The sequence below is a fragment of the Balneola sp. EhC07 genome (assembly GCF_001650905.1).
In the GTDB taxonomy this organism is placed as follows: domain Bacteria; phylum Bacteroidota; class Rhodothermia; order Balneolales; family Balneolaceae; genus Balneola.
On record NZ_LXYG01000017.1, the window covers coordinates 416,391 to 433,502 of the forward strand.

A 17,112-nucleotide genomic window follows, 5' to 3' on the forward strand; every position below is an offset into this window, starting at 1 on the left:
AGATTCTAAACAGTGTTTAATTTTTAAACGTGATCAATAAAGCATACACGTCGAAAGGAATTGTTTCCAATACTTTTTTCAGTATTGCAAGCAAAGTGTTTCCAATTATCATCTCTTTGATCTGTATTCCTGTCATCATCAAAGGGTTAGGGGAAGAAAAGTACGGGGCATTTACAATAGCTTTGGTTTTTATAGGCTATTTCAATCTGTTTGATCTTGGTTTAGGTCGCGCTATTACAAAATTGATCTCCGAAAGAATTGGAAAAGACAGAGACAAAGAGATCGGTGATATCTTCAAAACGGGAGTAGCACTCACATTTCTGCTGGGTATTATTGGAGGAGTGATATTCTACCTTGTCGCAGAACCTATCACTATAAACTTTCTGAAACCACCTGAGGATTTCTTAGATGAAGTTATAAGGGGATTAACGTTTCTGGCAATAGGAATCCCTTTCGCGATCATGATAAACAGCTATCGTGGTGTACTGGAAGCTTTGCACGAATTTAAATCAATTACGTTAGTACAAATCGTTTTGGGAGCGATAACTTATTTCGGAATTATAATTCTGATGGAGTTCACTAAAGATCTGGCTTATATCATCGCCTATATGAGCGCGGTTAAATTTATTCATTTTGTTTGCTACAGGTTTATCACTAATTCAAAAATGAGTTACAGCCTTACAGATACATCATTTGAGAAAAAGTATATAAAAAATTTGTTCAGTTTCGGAGGGTGGATCACGGTATCAACTATTATAAGCCCGATAATGACGGCGCTGGACAGGTTGATCGTAGCTTCAAAAGAAGGGATGGAGAACGTAGCCTATTATTCCACTTCAAGCGAAATAACCCAACGAGTGGGGATGTTGCCAAGTGCATTAGTGGGAGTCTTGTTTCCTGTTTTTTCAAGAAATCAGGATTTTAACGACGAACAAAATTCAAAGATCTACAAAGCAAGTTTTAATCTTCTACTCCTTGCCAGCGGTATCTTCGCTATAGTCTTTATCTGTTTTGGAGAAGATTTTCTTACAATTTGGATCGACGAAAATTTTGCAACAGAAAGTTTTTTGGTGCTTCAAATTATTACAGTTGGGGCTTTGTTTAATTTTCTTGCCAGAATTCCCTTTTCATTTATTCAGGGATTAGGAAGGCCTGATATCACTGCTAAATTTCATATCATAGAGTTGCCGGTGTTTCTGGTATTGCTGTTTGTGCTTACCGATAAATACGGAATTGTTGGAGCGGCATATGCATCTTCAGCCAGAATGTTACTGGATTTTATTCTATTACATATTTACTCTACCAGAAAATTTAAGGTCGATCTCAGTATTCTGTCTCTTATACTAGGAGCGATTATTCCTGTAGCTTTATCCTTTTACATTTCCGGCGCAGGTTTGAGTTTCTCGGTAAAAGTTGGAGTAGTATTACTACTTATAGCAATTCTCACATTAGTTTTTTGGATGTACGTTTTTGATGAAAATTTAAGATCACGCATAAAAGGAATGATCGGAGGTAAGAATTGAATAAAGGTCTTGTTTCAATAATTACTCCCGTATATAACGGTCAGGATTTTCTGGACAGAAGCATCAAAAGTGTGCTTGCCCAGACTTACGAGAACTGGGAATTGCTTTTGATTGATGATGGTTCCTCAGATAATTCAGTACAGATTATAAAATACTATCTGGAAGACAACAGGATTAAACTTCTTAGAAACGAATCAAATTCTGGGATTCCGACTACCAGAAACAAAGGAATTGAAAACTCAACTGGTGAGTTCATTGCACTTCTTGATCAGGATGATGAATGGCTCCCTCATAAATTAGAAAAACAGGTAAACAGGTTTTTAGAAATCGATGATTCTTTTGGTCTCATTTATTCAAATGTAGAAGTTCGAACTGATCAGGGGATACTAGCGGATCAAAAAAAAGAAATTGAACCGGAGGTAAGTATACAAAGCAATCTTGAATTAATGCTTAGCAGGAATTTGATAACCTCACCAACTGCAATGGTCAAAAGGAAGGCATTAGAAGAAGTAGGTTTGTTTGATGAATCAATTCGTTGGGGCGGGGATGACTATGATCTGTGGATACGAATCGCCCATAAATATAAGTTCGATTACATAGATGAAGTACTTTGTATCAGGCATGAACATCAGCAGAATTACAGTGCAGATAAAAAGCGGATGATGTTTAAAACCATTGAATTAGGCGAAAAATATGTAGAGCAATTTGGGTTGGAGCCAAGTTTATCTAGAAAGCTTAAATCGAATCACTACTATAGATATGGAATAGAATCGATCAAAAAGCTAAGGGTTTTATCAGGCTTGAGCTATGTGATTAAATCCCTGTTTATTTCTAAACAAGGATTTATTGAGTTGGGGAAGACACTCAGAAACAGATTCAGAAATTAAATTAGTTCCTTCTGAAGTTCTCAATTGCTAAGTACGTAGTGATCAAACCTGTAATGGTGGTAAGACCGGTCATGATCAATTGAGTTCGCTGATTTTTGAGTTGAGCTTTTTGAATTTCATAAGCCCTGCGTGCATTAAGCTCTTCAACAGGCTGCCGATCAACAAAGATCTTATCTCCGGAACTCAATTCTGTTTCTCCAACTTTAAACCAGGTCGCATTACCTGCTTTCAATATAAAGATCCGTTCTTTGTCAGCTGAAAGCGCAAACCCTCCGGCTTGTGTGATATACTCATTTACAGTTTTGGTGCCCGAGTATCCGAAATATCCCGGATTGTTGACTTGACCAAATACAAAGATGGTTTGATCATCTTTAGGAATGTAAAGTCGGTCACCGTCAAAGATCCTTAACCCTTGTAGCTGTGAATTGTCAGTAAGGTCAATGAAAACCTGATTTTGAGAAAGTTTAGTTTCTGCATCTAAATACTCGAGACCCTGAAGGTATTGGTCAGAAGTTCTTTTCATCAGATCGGCATTGAACTGATTTGGAATTTCATTTTTACGCCCGCCACTTCGAACTAAATAGGCTGCAGCCGGTAATGCATCAGGGGATAAACCACCAGCCGTTTGCAATAACTCGAGTGCTGTTGTTGTTCCGCTTTCAATAGGGAAATTACCGGGAATATTTACTTCACCATAAACCCATGCAGAAGCTGATTTATCAAATTCATCTCCAAATGGTGCAATAACCCGATCGTTTGGGAGTAGTTGAAAAGAATCCCAGTTATCAGACTCAACAACGATTTGTTCAATTCCCGTGACGCCTCTTCTGTAAATATAAAGTTTAGAGGTGTCAGCAACTTCTTCAAAGCCACCGCCAAGTTCCAGTATAAGAGCAGGAGTGTCTCCTTTTTTATACTCGAATTCAAAGTCTGCTTTTACCGCTCCGGAAATACTAACTTTCGGAGTTTCACGATTGGTTGGGGTAACACTGATCAAGTCGCCGTCTTTAACAAAAGGATTACTCGACAGATCACCGGTCCGGAAATATTCTATAAGATCTGCTTCAGATTTAGTTCCATCATTATGAAAGATCTGGATAGACCTGAAGGAGTAATTTCCATTTTTGAGAAAATCACTCGAATTAGGAATAGAGTTGGATAAATCTCTGCTACCCGATGTTAAGGAAGAAAATATAGCCTGATCTATTCTTGATTGTGGTAAAGTCAGATATTTTCCCGGATAAGGAACTCCTCCGGTAACATGAAAAATTATTGGGCGAGGACTGTCAATAGAAATTCTGACGGAAGTACTGCTTATAGCGCTTTCGCCTGCAGTTTTAATTTTCTCTTCGGCTTCAGGAATAGTGAGAGAAGCAACTGAAACTGCTCCAATAGACGGTAATATCACATCGCCCTGAGAATTCACGAGAACACCGCGAACCATTATCTTTTGGGTACCCTCGATTTCAATAGAGATCAGGTCGTTTGAGCCTAATACATAGCTTTCACGATCAATGATTCCCTCAAGCGGTTTGATTCTGGAAGCAAGTTGTGCACCTAACGGGTCCTGAAAATAAATTCCCTGTAATGCTTTTGTGAGGTCGAAATTAAAAGCATCCTCATTTTGCCCGTTTCTTTGAGCAGAAAGTAAAGAAGGTATCAGAAGAAAAAATAAAACGCCGAGAAATTGAGTGTAAAAGCGATGCTTGAACATAAAGTATTTAATTAATTTTAGCCCTGTATAAAGATACAGGGAGTCTTGCCATTACGATGCCCGCAATAACGGAAAGAGCACCAATATATTGAAATAGGGTGAGTACTTCATCCAAAATAATCACTCCAAAAACCAATCCCAGAACCGGTACCAGATTTTGATAGGTCGCAGTCCGAACAGCTCCTATTTTTACAATACCATTATTCCATATTAAGTACGCAATTCCAACAGAAAGCGTGCCTGAATATAATACACCTCCATATGCTTTTGGAGAAATAGAACTCCAATCTATTTGAACCAGTGATGGGAGTCCGATCAATGAAAGACAAATAAATCCAATAAGCGCCATGAATGCAGAAAACTGAGTGGAATTATAGAACTTCAGATACCTTTTGGATAATATAGTGTAAACAGCCCAAACGATTGCAGACATAATAGTGATGATATCGCCCAAAAAAGTCTCAGACTGAAATGAGATCTCATTATTTCCACCTGCAACGATCAAAGCCACTCCTGAAAAAGCGAAGAGCACCCCAATAGATTTTACAGTTGTAAGTTTTTCGTCCGTAAAGAACTGAGATAGTAAAGCCACCCAAATTGGAATAGTGCCCAGCATTACTGAGGCATTAGCTGCTTTGGTCAGGTTTATTCCGACTATAAACAACATTTGATAAAGGAGGTTTCCGATAAGACCGATACCTACCAAAGCCCAGAAATGTTCTCTCTTTACTTTGAGGGAAAAACCCTTTCTTTTGGCTGCATAATACAGCAATGCAAAGGCAAGGAAAAAGCGGATAGCATTAAAGCTGTATGGGTCAAATTCATTGAGCGCTATTTTTACAACGCTGAAATTTAAAGCCCAAATTACAGCAACACCAATAAGAGTTAGATCTGTAAGATATTTTTTTATCAATCGGGTAAAATTATGAGGCTGAAAATACGATAATCAGCCTTCTGAAACGATCGCAAAAAGATCCTGAAACAATTATGCTTTTGCAGGTGTTGTTTCTTCCCCTTTCCCAAGCGTTTTATTGATATAAAGTTGCTGTACAATCGATAACACGTTGAAGATCAAATAATACAAACTTAAACCCGAAGCAAAACTGTTGAAAATGAATAACAACATGACCGGGAAAATGTACTGCAATACCTTCATTTGCTGAGCCATAGGATTGCTTCCGCCTCCTCCACTCATACCGCCGGTTAATCTGCTCTGAAATACCATTGCTAACGACATAAGCAGTACAAAACCACCAATTGCATCACCTAAAAACGGAATAGAAAAAGGCAGGTTTATAATATAATCCGGAGCTGAAAGGTCACTTGCCCATAAGAATTCTTCCTGGCGAAGCAGAATAGAATTCTGGAAAAATCTCCAAAGAGTGATCAGGATCGGGAATTGAAGAAGATTAGGCAAACATCCACCCAGAGGGTTCACTTTATTCTTCTTATAAAGCTTCATGGTTTCCTGCTGCTGCTTCTGCGGATTATCTTTGTACTTGTCCTGCAGTTCTTTGAGTTGAGGCTGAAGCTCTCTCATTGCAGCCATACTCTTGTAACTCTTAAAGGTAAGAGGGGAGAGAACCAGTTTTACAGCAGCTGCAAATATAATTACCAGTACACCATAGTTACTGATGAATCCACTAAAGAATGTGAAAAAAGGAATTACAATAAAACGAACAAAGGGATCAGAGAACCAGCGAAGCCAGTTATATCCAACTTCAACCATGTCATAAGCATGCTCATCTACCTGTTTGATCTCATAGTACTTCAACGGACCAACAAAAAGCTTATAAGAAAGAGCTCCATCACTTGGAATGGAAGAGGTGATTGAAGCGGTGTACTTATGCTTTGTTAAAGGATCGTCGTTTTCACCGGTAACTTCACCTGTCAGATAAGCACTTTCTGTTTGGTGTTGTGGCTTAATAAATTGTGTAAAGAACTTTGTTCTGGTAGCCGACCAATCAATATTTCCATTAAAAGTTTCTTCCTGACGTCCCGGCTCATCAACTTTAAATTTTTCCAGTTCTTCTCCAAGATATACATAAGCAGCTGCATCTATGCCTTCCTGCTTTTTATCTTTTTCAGAAACATTCAGCTTTGATGTCCAGCCGAAATCTACAGCTCTTCCAATAATATAATCACTAACACCAATGAATTGAACATCGAAGTCGATTTCATAAGTATCTGCCAAGAAAGTGTAGGTGTAAACTATCTGGCGACCATCTTTGAGCTGAAGAGCATATTTGAGCTCTCGTGTATCACCTTCATTAAGTGTGAGAGAAGAACCGGTTGTGATTTGACTGAATAAAAGGTTCTGAGTATCTACATTCAGGTTTTCTGTAGTCAAAAACCCAAAGTTATATGCAGATTTTGTTGAGTCAGAGATCAGTTGAAAAGGAACTCCGCTCCAGGAATTATATTCTGAAAACGTAAAAGAAACAGGTCCGGCTCCCTTATTTGAGAAAACCGCTGTGTAAAGTGGAGTGGTAACCACAAATTGAGATCGTTCTGTAGCTTCACTGCTGGCAAATATACCGGATTGGGGAACATTAGCTTCCTGTTGATCAGTGGCTTGCTCTCTTATCGTTGGCTGAGATGGAGTTTGATCAGTTACAGAAGGCGTAAAATCTTCACTTTCCGCAGCTTCGATTTGCGCTAAACTGTCTTGTCGGGCTCTTTCCGCAATTTGTGCAGCTCGTTCTTCTTCGCTGGGCATGCTTACAACAAACCAAGCCACCATTATTAAAAAGATCAGTCCAAGTCCGGTTGCGGTGTTTTTATCCAAAAGTCTGCGGTTTTAAATAGTTTGATTTGTAGAAAGCAGTCGGTTACGGAGTTCATCCAGCATAGTTACCACATGAGTTTGAACTTCTGCAAATCTGAGATTTGTATTACGCGCAATGAGCACACAGTGAAGACCAACGCCCAGCTCCTGTACGGTCTGGATGATCTCATGCTGATTCAGACGAAATGATTCTCTCATAACTCGTTTAGCATTATTTCTTTGTACAGCATTGCCTGTTTTTTTGGGTGAGATAAATCCGATTTTAAAATCCCACTCAGAAGTATTAAACGCAGTGTAGCGAAGATTCACCGATGGTGATTTAATGAGCGCTGTTCCGGAAAATAAATTCTGGAAGTTTCGCTTACCACGTAAGATTCGAGATTTAGGTAAGGTAAATCTACGAGGTGGAGCAACAGTTATGTTACTTTGCCCCTTTTCGCTCATCACTAACACTCAGCTTGTGGCGACCTTTAGCTCGTCGGCCTGCAATTACTTTGCGTCCGTTTTTTGTAGACATACGCTCTCTGAAGCCATGCTTGTTCTTGCGTTTTCTATTACTTGGTTGAAATGTACGTTTCATTGGATTTGGATGTTTTTTGCGTTCAATTCGTATCCGAAAAAGGCTTTAAATATAAGGATTATATCCGAAAATCTTAACTATATTTTGAATATTATTTTAAACGCCTACTCTTCCTGAACCGGGAAATTTAACTCTACTTTTGTGCCCTCATTTATGGCAGAAGAGATCAAGAAATTACCACCTTTTTGGTCTAATAAACGAAGTGCTTCCACTAAACCAATTCCAAATCCTTGTATACCCGAGTCCGTTTTCTGGGATTGTACATACTCGAGTTTATGCAGTGCTTCCAGTTTTTCTTTTGGAATCCCGGTTCCGTTATCTTCAACGATAACTTTAATGAAATTGTAGTCCTTTACTTTAGTCTTACCAAAGGATATTTCAATAGAGCCTTCCACGGGAGAAAATTTTATAGCGTTAGAAACTACATTTCCGATAATGTTAATGATCTGATTGGGTGCCATTGTATTTATCGAGCAACTATCTGTGCATTGATTTTCAAAAAGCAGATCAATTTCTTTTAATGTACTTTGCATGGAATAAAGAGAACTTACTCTGTCAATGATTGTAGACACAGAAGTGCCAAACTCATTTTCATTCTTGTCTATTTCGTACTGAAGACTTCCTTCCGCATATTCTAACAGATTTTTAGCAGATTGTTTGATCATGCCAATGTTCTTCAGGGTTTTATTATCCTCAATTTCAGTTTCCAAAAGGCTGGAAAATCCAATAATTCCGGAGAGGGGACCTCTGATATCATGCCGGGTTTTAGTAACCAGCTTCTCCTGTTTGTTGAGTTTCTCTGATTGAACACTAGCTTTCTTTTTCAAGACCAGATAGTCAGCTACCTGTTGATTGACTAATTTTAAACTATGTATTTGTTGATCGGTTAGATCAAGAGTTTCCGTATGCAGCAAGCAAGAAGAACCGATAAAAACACCTTTTTCATCTTTAAAAGGAAAACCTAAGTAGTATTTAAGATGAGGTGATCCCGTTACAAGTGGATGAACCTGAAACTGATCGTCTTCCCGAAAATCCTCAATTTCATACATTTCTTCATTATTGATCGTGATATAACAAATAGATTCTTCCACAGGAATATGTTCAAATTCCATTCCACATTCTGCGACTGTCCATTGGTTTTCATCATCGATCAAATTTATCTGAGAGTATAACGCTCCTGAAATATGGCAGATCAATTCTGAAAATCTTGCCAGTACCCGGTCCTTTTCGTTGTAGTCCAAAGAAAGTTCAAGAAGTGAAGAAGCCCGATTCTTACCCGAAATATTAGATGTATCCATAATAACCTATCTTAATTTACCCATTATAGAGATTTAAACATCACATACACAATGTTTATCTCATGTAAAACCAAGTTACGAATAGTATCACGTTTGGGATTGGTTCAAATAAAGGCGACCTTAAGGAAGCAAGTTAAAGGTCAGGTATCGGCATTTCTTAGTAGTTAGTACAGTATTTGTTTTCCCTTCTCTAGTTTGTAAACACAATTTTTAATTTTCACAGCCGAAAATGATAACAATTCACAATTTTTGTGAATACGATCTGTACATGTGAGCAATATTTATATTTTTATAATGGAATACGGTAAAGTAAAATGGTTCGATGCAGAAAAAGGATTTGGATTCATCGCACCTGAAAATGGAAGCAAAGATGTTTTCATGCACAGAAACAACATCGAGAACCTTGGATTTAACGAAGGTATCAAAGATGGAGAATCTGTAGAATTTAAAATTGAAGAAACGGACAAAGGACTCAGCGCAGTAGATGTGTATGTTCTTGAATGATCGTTAATTCAATGATTTTCAAAAGCCCGGTTTCGAAAGAGGTCGGGCTTTTTTTATGGAACAAGTTATTTAATCACTCCCAAACAACCGTAGTTCCTTCGTCTTCTCCGTCTACCACGATCTTCTTGAAATTCCCTCTTTCATTCATATTGAATACAATGATCGGAGTGTTGTTTTCGCGGCAAAGAGTGAACGCGGTAAGATCCATTACAGACAGGCGTTGTTTTAAAACATCATCACCGGTAATGCGATCGTATTTTTTGGCGTTGTCATTTTTCTCCGGATCAGAATCATAAATTCCATCCACTCTGGTTCCCTTCAGAATTACATCAGCTTCAATTTCAATGGCGCGTAATGCTCCTGCGGTGTCAGTGGTGAAGTAAGGATTTCCGGTTCCAGCTCCAAAGATTACTACGCGACCTTTTTCTAAGTGACGAACTGCTCTCCGGCGAATAAAAGGCTCGGCAATCGCCTCCATTCTGATGGCGCTCATCAATCTTGTTTGAACGCCTTGTTGTTCTAAAGCATCCTGCAAAGCCATGCTGTTGATCATCGTTGCAAGCATTCCCATATAATCGCCCTGCACACGATCCATTCCTTCAGTAGCTCCTTTTACACCACGGAAGATATTTCCTCCGCCTATAACTACACAAACTTCAACGCCTTCTTTCTGTACACTTTTTATCTCTTCAGCATATTGAGTGAGTATATCTCCGTCAATTCCGTGTCCCTGAGCTCCTAAAAGTGCTTCGCCACTGAGTTTTAAAAGGATGCGTTTGTATTTATTTGCCACTGTAGTTGGTTTTTGAAATTATGGGTCAAAAAAAAGGCTGTTTTGAAAATTCAAAACAGCCTTAAGGTAAAGAAAATTTGATTAAGCCTCTTCGCCTAATTGAATTCTGCGAAAGGACTTAATAAGTGGAGTGTTATTTTGCTCCAGATATTGTTTTACGGTAATTCCGTTGTCCTTAACAAATTTTTGTTCCAGTAAAACGCGCTCTTCGTAGAATCTGCGAAGTTTTCCCTGAGCAGCTTTTTCAGCGATCTCAGCAGGCTTACCTTCGTTAATCAATTGCTCTTTAGCAATTTCCAATTCTTTTTCTACAGTAGTAGCGTCAACTTCATCACGGGTAACAGCCAATGGATTCATTGCAGCAACTTGCATTGCAACGTCGCGAGCGATGTCTTCATTTTCTACATCGCCATCAAACTCAGCTAAAACACCAAGTTGGTTTCCGGCGTGGATATAGTCAATGATAGATCCTTCAGTAGTTACCAGAATGCAGTTAGAGATCTCGATCTTCTCACCGATCTTTCCAACCATTTCCTGTAAGTGGTCAGCAATTGCTTTTCCATCAACTTCAGCTTTTAACAGGTCATCGATGTTGTCGATGTTACCTTCGTAAGCCGCGTTCAGAAAGCCATCAGCCTGAGCCTGGAAATCTTCGTTACGAGCCACGAAATCTGTTTCGCAGTTCACTTCAATAGCTACAGCTTTTTTCGCATCATCGCTAACTCTGGAAAGAATCAATCCTTCCTTTGCATCACGATCAGCGCGCTTGTCAGCTACTTTTTGACCTTTTTTACGAAGCAATTCAACAGCAGCATCAAAATCGCCATCTGTTTCGGACAATGCTTTTTTGCAGTCCATCATGCCCGCTCCGGTCATGTCTCTTAGTTTTTTTACGTCAGCAGCAGAAATACTCATTTCTCTGAATAGTTTTTTTGAAAGTTAAAATTATTCTTCTTCGTCAGTGTCAGCAGACTCTTTAGCGTCAACCGGTTCTACAGTCGGCTCATCAGCTTTTTTCTTTGAATCGTCTGATTTCTTTTTCTTACGAGAACGAAGTTTTGTTTTTACTTCTGGAGTTTCGTTGTCTTCTTTAGCTTCAGAAGCAGCACTTTCCATTACTTCTTCTTCTTGATGCGCTTCTCTTTCAGCTGCACCTTCAATGATAGCGTCAGCTACTTGTGAAGAAACTAATTGGATCGTTCTTGCGGAATCATCATTACAAGGAATAATGAAATCAGGTACATCAGGATCACTATTGGTATCAACCATAGCGATTACAGGGATATGAAGTTTAATAGCTTCGTTTACTGCAAGATGTTCTTTAAGGATATCAACTACGAAAATTGCACCGGGAAGTCTGCCCATGTTAGCAATACCACCTAAAGTGTTTTCCAGTTTTTCCTGCTCTCTTTCAAGCATCAAACCTTCTTTCTTGGTAAGCTCATCCATTGTTCCGTCAGTCTTCATACGCTCGATCTCTTGCATACGACTGATACTTTTACGAACTGTAGAAAAGTTTGTAAGCATTCCGCCTAACCATCTGTGAGTTACAAAAGGCATTCCTGAACGTATAGCTTCTGTTTTGATGATCTCGGTTGATTGCTTTTTTGTACCTACGAAAAGAATGGTCTTTCCGGCACGGGAAAGTTTCTGAATTTCATCAAGAGCATCCTGTAGATACTGTTGAGTCTTTTTAAGGTCAATGATGTGAATGTTGTTGCGTTGCATAAAGATGAAGTCTTTCATCTTTGGATTCCAACGGCGAGTCAGGTGACCGAAATGTGCACCGGACTTTAATAGTTCTTCAATTGAAGCTGCTTTAGGCATTGTATTAAGATATGTGTTTAGGTTAATCCGCTACGTGGGTCAATCCCAAAAACCAATCCCGGTTCAAGACCGAAACACCAGGCTTTGAGTCGCCACATATGTGTGGTTAATTTGTTGTTGCGTAAATGTATTAACGCTTAGAGAACTGGAACTTCTTACGCGCTTTTGGCTGACCGTACTTTTTACGCTCTACCATTCTGTCATCACGTGTAAGTAGTCCATGACTTTTCAATGCGTCATGTACTTCTTCGTTCTCACCATCCAGAGCTCGTGCAAGTGCATGAGAAATTGCTCCGGCTTGTCCTGATTTTCCACCGCCACGTACAGTAACTTTGATGTCGTACTTGCCTTCAAGTTCAGTTACGTTCATTGGCTGTGTAGCTATGTTCTGCATAGCTTTTACAGGTAAATATTCTTCTATTGGTAATTTGTTGACTAAGAATTCACCTTTTCCCGTTTTGATATACAAACGCGCAGTTGAGGTTTTTCTTCGTCCTATGTAATTAGCTTGTGCCATGTTATAAATCGATTAAAGCTCGATGATTTCAGGGTTCTGAGCTGCTTGGTTATGTACAGGTCCGGCATAAACTCTGACGTTCGTCAATAATTGACGGCCAAGTTTAGTTTTCGGAAGCATACCTTTAACAGCTTTCATTACAAGAGAGGTAGGATCTTTTTTCAACATATCTTCAGCTGTAATAAAGCGCTCACCACCAGGATAAAATGTGTGATGGAAATATGTTTTATCGGTCATTTTTTTACCGGTCAACTTCACTTTTTCTGCATTGATAACGATTACATTGTCACCGGTATCCATGTGCGGAGTGAAAGTTGGCTTATTCTTGCCTCTCAAAATTGATGCTACAACACTACTCAAGCGGCCCAATGGCTGATCTTCAGCGTCGATCAAAACCCACTTCTTTTCAATGTCGGAAGGTTTTGCTGAGTATGTTTTAAAACTTAAAGTATCCACGATTAAACTCGTTTTTGTGTTTTCTTGGAAAGTCGAAAAAGATAGGGGTAATTCTGCTATGTATCAACATCTAATTGCACATTTAATTTCGAAATTTCCTTTAAACGATTTAAACAGGGTATTGCATTAAAAATAGTTTAACGAATCATGAGCCTTAGTATCAAAATGAGTTGATTTTTACTAAATAAGGATTAAATTGATGTTTAATTCACAAGCCGGAATACTATGAGATATTTAACAATTTTGTTGGTTGCTCTGTTCTTTTCATGTAGTGAAAATATAACTTCTACAAATCCCACCCCTGAGTTTCAAAAAGAATTCGAGATCGATCATGGAGAAACATTGACTTTTGGAGGAACGGAAATATCTATACGGTTTGCGGATGTGACAGACTTCCGTTGTAATGTAGCAGATATTGATTGTGTTTCGTCAGGTGACGCAACTATTTTGTTGGATGTTGATAATGAGCAGGAAGAAATTAATCTATACCATCCGGATCAGGATTATTCGTGGCAAAAAAAGCCGGCGTCATTTATAAGTGATTATCAGATCGAGTTTTTAAGTTTAAGTCCTGAAATACGCAAAACAAATGATGAGCCAAAAAGAAATTATAGAGCAAAAATTATAGTAACTCCTAAATAGTATTCTGCCTTCTGTCTTATCTCGCAGAATTTCACCATTTTGATGATCAACAAATTAATTGATCATGTTTAAAGGATTACGCACAGTAATTTACCCTGCTCCGAATTTGAAAAAAGCTAAAGAATGGTATTCCGTTGCTTTAGGTGAACAACCATATTTTGACGAAGAGTTTTATGTCGGCTTTGATATCGGGGGCTATGAGTTAGGACTGCAACCTGAGCGAACTCCCGGAACCGCAGGTTCTATCGTTTACTGGGGAGTTATAGATATACAGGAGACGTGGAATAAACTTATCGAACTGGGAGCTACCGCCGATGAGAAAATCATGCATGTTGGTGGAAACGTATATGTTGCTACGGTAGTAGATCCTTTTGGGAATCTTTTCGGCATTATCCAGAACCCTAATTTTGAAGCAAAAGAATAATATGTACAAAACCATTGGACTTGCGAAAGAGATCGAGTCACCTGAAAATCCCGGAGCATTAGAAAAGCGAGTCGCATTAATTCCGGATGATGTTAAAAAATTAGTCGACTTTGGATGTGAAGTGTTTGTGGAGCACGGAGCAGGAGAGGGAGTTGGATTTTCAGATGAAGAATATGTTGAATCGGGGGCTAAGCTTCAGAAGAATGAGGAGCTCTATCAAAACAAAGAGATGGTCATCAAATTCAAAGGGCCTGCGATGGAAAGTATTCCTTTAATGGAATCAGGAAGCACACTTTTTTGTATGGCACATTTTAGTTCGTTTCCGGAACGGGCAAAACTTCTTGAAGATCATAAAATCAACGTGGTAGCGATGGAATATGTGGTTCAGTCACCGGAAAAAATCCCAAACGATCTGATACTGGGATTAATGGCAGCTGAAAATTGTCTGGAAGCTGATATCAGAAGAGCAGGAGTGAGCGGAGTTGAATTCCATGTAATTGGCTACAGTGAAAGGATGAGTGGAGCAGTTCGTCGCTTTATGGATCATTCACCGAAAAGCTTAGTGCTCCATCCTGAAGATGTAAGTATTGAAGAATTGGGATCTCTGAACAGAAACTCAGTCATTGTATATGATTCTGCCTCTTTTGATGATCCGAATAAAATCATCTCAAAAATAGAAGTGGGAAGAACATTCGATATTCATTCTTTTATAACCGATCATGGTGATGAGGCATTAAGATATTACCGGCTTGTAAATCCATCTCCGAAATTCGGTAAAAGAAAGATCGAAGCACTTCATGAAACAGGAAGAGCAGGCGCCCGATACGGATTGGAATTATTGAAAGACAAAAGTTCTAAGAAGAAGTCTTCGGAAGAAGCAATTGCTGTAGTTCTGGGTTATGGAAATGTAGGAATGGGCGCAATTGATGAATGTCATCGAAATGGAGTCCGAACTATTCATGTGCTTGGAAAGGATCAAACTCAAAAAGGAAATATAGAAGAGTATTTAAAGGATGCAGATCTGATCATAAACGGGGCTGAACAACCGGCTCATTTGCGGGGTGTAAATTATCTGGTGACCAAAGAGCATGCTAAGAATTTACTTGAAGACGGAACTGTGGTTATTGATCTGGTGGGCGGAAGCGCCACAAACAGAAGTGCCGTCGAAAATGTAATTGAGTGTACTTATTTAACCGATCCTTATTTTGAAGAAGACGGAGTTCTGTTCTCAGCATTATGGGGTTGGCCGATGATGGGATTTATGAGAGAAACTGCTATTAAATACAGTGGACAAATTGCAGATATCCTGATCGGAGAGGATAAATTCATTGACGGATTGAATAAAATGACTCCCGGAGTGGAACAGGCGTTAGTTTGTGGGAGATTTTGAATTGAGAATAGTTAAGCAAATGCTAAAAGTTCTATGTTGCAGTTTTCTATTCCTTTTTCCGGTTTTAATATCGGCCCAGACAATTTCCATTGATGAGAATTTTTCTGATTGGGAAAGTATAAGCTCTTTTTATGATGATGCATCAGGAGATAATTCCGGATATCCAATCGATTTCAAAACTCTGAAGATCTATAACGATGATCTATACATTTATTTTTATCTGGAAGTTGGTGAAGAGATAAATCTGCAGGAAGGGAACAATATCTCCTTATTGATCGATCTTGACAGTAATTCTGAGACAGGGGAATTTTTTTCGGGGATTGGATACGAATTCATTTTCAATTTCGGGCAACGAAGTGGTCGGTTTTATGATCCTCAATCTTCCGGTTTTAATTCCTATGATATTGGCTTGGTAACAGCGCCTACAGTTACTTCATCGGTATTTGAAATGAAAATTGATCGTGCTGCAGAAATAGATGGTACATCACTATTTACTTCCGGCTCATTTGATTTTATGATTCGTTCGTCTGAATCAAATGGAGACTTGTTACCGGATAACGGGTCCGGAACGTTGACGTATGCATTCAACGATGAGAATATCTATGAAGCTGAAAACTATTCCTTGAAGAAAAGAAATCCGAACGATCTCAGAGTTTTATCCTACAATGTTGAAAGGGATAATTTGTTCAATCCATCAGCAAAAGAGAATTTCCGAAGAATTTTTCAAGCTATTGATGCTGATATTATTGGATTGGAAGAGGTCTATGAAAATAGTGGCGAACAGGCAGCCTCTTTGATTGAAGAATTCCTTCCTTCTGAAACCGGAGAACAGTGGTATAGTGGCGATGTTGGAAATGATAATTTGATCGTGAGTCGCTATCCCGTGATCAAACAAAAAAGTTTATCCGGAAATGCAGCTTATTTATTAGACTTGGGAGATAGAAAGTTATTAGCAGTTGTAGCACATCCACCTTGTTGCCAAAATAATGATGGAAGACAAAGAGAGATCGATGAATTCATGGCGTTTGTTAGAGATTCAAAATCCGGTTCAGAATTCGATATTGAAGAAAATACTCCGATAGTGATTATGGGTGATATGAATCTAGTTGGTTTAGCGGATCAGCAAACCACCTTAATTACCGGGGATATTACTGATGAAAGCAGTTACGGATCAGATTTTATTCCCGATTGGGACAATACTAACCTTGAGGATCTTAAACCGGTAAATCCGGGATTGCCAACAACATTTACATGGTATTCTTCCGGATCGTCATTCAGTGCAGGAAGGTTAGATTATATGGTTTACACTGGCTCAGTTATGGAAGCAGAGAATGCATTTTCTTTACACACTCCGGAAATGCACCCGGATTCTTTGGTCGCTTACGGTTTACAGAAAGAGGATGTTGTGTTAGCCTCTGATCATCTTCCAATTGTAGGAGATTTTAGTTTTAAAATACCTACAGGAAATGAGGAAACCGGTATGATACCTGCCGATTTTCAGCTTTTTCAGAACTATCCGAATCCCTTTAACCCATCAACGACTATTCATTTTCAACTTCAAAGAGCGGCGTTTATAAAGTTAGAAATATTTGATGCACTTGGCAGGAAAGTGGAAACTCTTTTAGAGGGAAAAAAAGGAGGTGGATTACAAGCTGTAAATTTTGATGCAAGTTCATATTCTAGCGGAATATATTACTATATGCTTACCATTGATGAAGCATCTGTAACCAAAAAGATGATTTTAGTTAAGTAATTTTGCAGGATCAAAC

General features: G+C 38.8%; 18 protein-coding genes. 7 read left to right on the plus strand and 11 right to left on the minus strand.

The features are described 5' to 3' along the window. Positions 1–29: 29 nt before the first annotated feature. Complete coding sequence (locus A8B79_RS11105) at positions 30–1,523, plus strand: flippase (RefSeq protein WP_066222433.1); 1,494 nt, start codon at positions 30–32, stop codon at positions 1,521–1,523. Next, the gene (locus A8B79_RS11110; protein WP_066222436.1) at positions 1,520–2,410 is read left to right on the plus strand and encodes a glycosyltransferase family 2 protein; all 891 of its coding nucleotides are present in this window, start codon (positions 1,520–1,522) and stop codon (positions 2,408–2,410) included. Before A8B79_RS11105 ends, A8B79_RS11110 begins: the two co-directional genes overlap by 4 nt. A 1-nt stretch (position 2,411) precedes the next feature. On the opposite strand, the gene A8B79_RS11115 is transcribed toward A8B79_RS11110, so the two are convergent. From A8B79_RS11115 to A8B79_RS11135, 6 genes are all read right to left on the minus strand, one after another. Continuing rightward, complete coding sequence (locus A8B79_RS11115; RefSeq protein WP_066222440.1) at positions 2,412–4,124, minus strand: SLBB domain-containing protein; 1,713 nt, start codon at positions 4,122–4,124, stop codon at positions 2,412–2,414. A gap of 7 nt (positions 4,125–4,131) precedes the next feature. Continuing rightward, the gene (locus A8B79_RS11120) at positions 4,132–5,037 is read right to left on the minus strand and encodes a DMT family transporter (protein WP_066222443.1); all 906 of its coding nucleotides are present in this window, start codon (positions 5,035–5,037) and stop codon (positions 4,132–4,134) included. A gap of 72 nt (positions 5,038–5,109) precedes the next feature. Then, a complete protein-coding gene (gene yidC / locus A8B79_RS11125; protein WP_066222445.1) occupies positions 5,110–6,912 on the minus strand; it encodes a membrane protein insertase YidC in 1,803 nt (600 codons plus the stop codon). Positions 6,913–6,924: 12 nt separating this feature from the next. Continuing rightward, on the minus strand, positions 6,925–7,356 hold the full coding sequence (locus A8B79_RS11130) for a ribonuclease P protein component (protein WP_066222447.1): 432 nt from the start codon (positions 7,354–7,356) through the stop codon (positions 6,925–6,927). After that, on the minus strand, positions 7,334–7,492 hold the full coding sequence (gene rpmH / locus A8B79_RS15885; RefSeq protein ID WP_076782585.1) for a 50S ribosomal protein L34: 159 nt from the start codon (positions 7,490–7,492) through the stop codon (positions 7,334–7,336). Before rpmH ends, A8B79_RS11130 begins: the two co-directional genes overlap by 23 nt. A 104-nt stretch (positions 7,493–7,596) precedes the next feature. After that, positions 7,597–8,790, minus strand: a complete 1,194-nt coding sequence (locus tag A8B79_RS11135; protein WP_066222450.1) for a GAF domain-containing sensor histidine kinase — start codon at positions 8,788–8,790, stop codon at positions 7,597–7,599. A gap of 294 nt (positions 8,791–9,084) precedes the next feature. Here A8B79_RS11135 and A8B79_RS11140 point away from each other — a divergent pair, with 294 nt between their 5' ends. Continuing rightward, a complete protein-coding gene (locus A8B79_RS11140; protein WP_066222453.1) occupies positions 9,085–9,294 on the plus strand; it encodes a cold-shock protein in 210 nt (69 codons plus the stop codon). A 73-nt stretch (positions 9,295–9,367) separates the two neighbouring features. Here A8B79_RS11140 and pyrH read toward each other — a convergent pair whose 3' ends face one another. The 5 genes from pyrH to rplM form a co-directional block, all read right to left on the minus strand. Next, a complete protein-coding gene (gene pyrH, locus A8B79_RS11145; RefSeq protein ID WP_066222456.1) occupies positions 9,368–10,087 on the minus strand; it encodes a UMP kinase in 720 nt (239 codons plus the stop codon). An 81-nt stretch (positions 10,088–10,168) separates the two neighbouring features. Further along, positions 10,169–11,002, minus strand: coding sequence for a translation elongation factor Ts (tsf, locus tag A8B79_RS11150; protein WP_066222461.1), 834 nt, complete (start codon positions 11,000–11,002; stop codon positions 10,169–10,171). Between the two features lie 30 nt (positions 11,003–11,032). Beyond that, complete coding sequence (gene rpsB / locus A8B79_RS11155) at positions 11,033–11,914, minus strand: 30S ribosomal protein S2 (RefSeq protein WP_066222464.1); 882 nt, start codon at positions 11,912–11,914, stop codon at positions 11,033–11,035. A gap of 130 nt (positions 11,915–12,044) precedes the next feature. Then, positions 12,045–12,431 (minus strand): 30S ribosomal protein S9, encoded by a 387-nt coding sequence (rpsI, locus tag A8B79_RS11160; RefSeq protein WP_066222467.1) that lies wholly within the window; start codon positions 12,429–12,431, stop codon positions 12,045–12,047. Between the two features lie 12 nt (positions 12,432–12,443). Continuing rightward, on the minus strand, positions 12,444–12,887 hold the full coding sequence (gene rplM / locus A8B79_RS11165; RefSeq protein WP_066222470.1) for a 50S ribosomal protein L13: 444 nt from the start codon (positions 12,885–12,887) through the stop codon (positions 12,444–12,446). 225 nt (positions 12,888–13,112) lie between these two features. On the opposite strand from rplM, the gene A8B79_RS11170 reads away from it, so the two are divergent. From A8B79_RS11170 to A8B79_RS11185, 4 genes are all read left to right on the plus strand, one after another. After that, complete coding sequence (locus tag A8B79_RS11170) at positions 13,113–13,529, plus strand: hypothetical protein (RefSeq protein WP_066222472.1); 417 nt, start codon at positions 13,113–13,115, stop codon at positions 13,527–13,529. A gap of 64 nt (positions 13,530–13,593) precedes the next feature. Next, positions 13,594–13,953: a VOC family protein gene (locus A8B79_RS11175; RefSeq protein WP_066222474.1), complete on the plus strand. Its 360-nt coding sequence runs from the start codon at positions 13,594–13,596 to the stop codon at positions 13,951–13,953. 1 nt (position 13,954) lies between these two features. Further along, entirely contained in the window at positions 13,955–15,343 is a 1,389-nt protein-coding gene (locus A8B79_RS11180; protein WP_066222477.1) for an alanine dehydrogenase, read from the plus strand. A gap of 19 nt (positions 15,344–15,362) precedes the next feature. Then, the gene (locus A8B79_RS11185) at positions 15,363–17,096 is read left to right on the plus strand and encodes an endonuclease/exonuclease/phosphatase family protein (protein ID WP_153038426.1); all 1,734 of its coding nucleotides are present in this window, start codon (positions 15,363–15,365) and stop codon (positions 17,094–17,096) included. Positions 17,097–17,112 lie beyond the last annotated feature (16 nt).

Bases quoted from the DNA above. Each gene is read 5' to 3' on its own strand.
- rpsB (WP_066222464.1), bottom strand. From the start codon at position 11,914: ATGCCTAAAGCAGCTTCAATTGAAGAACTATTAAAGTCCGGTGCACAT.
- A8B79_RS11140 (WP_066222453.1), top strand. From the start codon at position 9,085: ATGGAATACGGTAAAGTAAAATGGTTCGATGCAGAAAAAGGATTTGGA.
- rpsI (WP_066222467.1), bottom strand. From the start codon at position 12,431: ATGGCACAAGCTAATTACATAGGACGAAGAAAAACCTCAACTGCGCGT.
- A8B79_RS11130 (WP_066222447.1), bottom strand. From the start codon at position 7,356: ATGAGCGAAAAGGGGCAAAGTAACATAACTGTTGCTCCACCTCGTAGA.
- A8B79_RS11175 (WP_066222474.1), top strand. From the start codon at position 13,594: ATGTTTAAAGGATTACGCACAGTAATTTACCCTGCTCCGAATTTGAAA.
- rpmH (WP_076782585.1), bottom strand. From the start codon at position 7,492: ATGAAACGTACATTTCAACCAAGTAATAGAAAACGCAAGAACAAGCAT.
- tsf (WP_066222461.1), bottom strand. From the start codon at position 11,002: ATGAGTATTTCTGCTGCTGACGTAAAAAAACTAAGAGACATGACCGGA.
- A8B79_RS11115 (WP_066222440.1), bottom strand. From the start codon at position 4,124: ATGTTCAAGCATCGCTTTTACACTCAATTTCTCGGCGTTTTATTTTTT.
- A8B79_RS11185 (WP_153038426.1), top strand. From the start codon at position 15,363: ATGCTAAAAGTTCTATGTTGCAGTTTTCTATTCCTTTTTCCGGTTTTA.
- A8B79_RS11170 (WP_066222472.1), top strand. From the start codon at position 13,113: ATGAGATATTTAACAATTTTGTTGGTTGCTCTGTTCTTTTCATGTAGT.
- A8B79_RS11180 (WP_066222477.1), top strand. From the start codon at position 13,955: ATGTACAAAACCATTGGACTTGCGAAAGAGATCGAGTCACCTGAAAAT.
- A8B79_RS11135 (WP_066222450.1), bottom strand. From the start codon at position 8,790: ATGGATACATCTAATATTTCGGGTAAGAATCGGGCTTCTTCACTTCTT.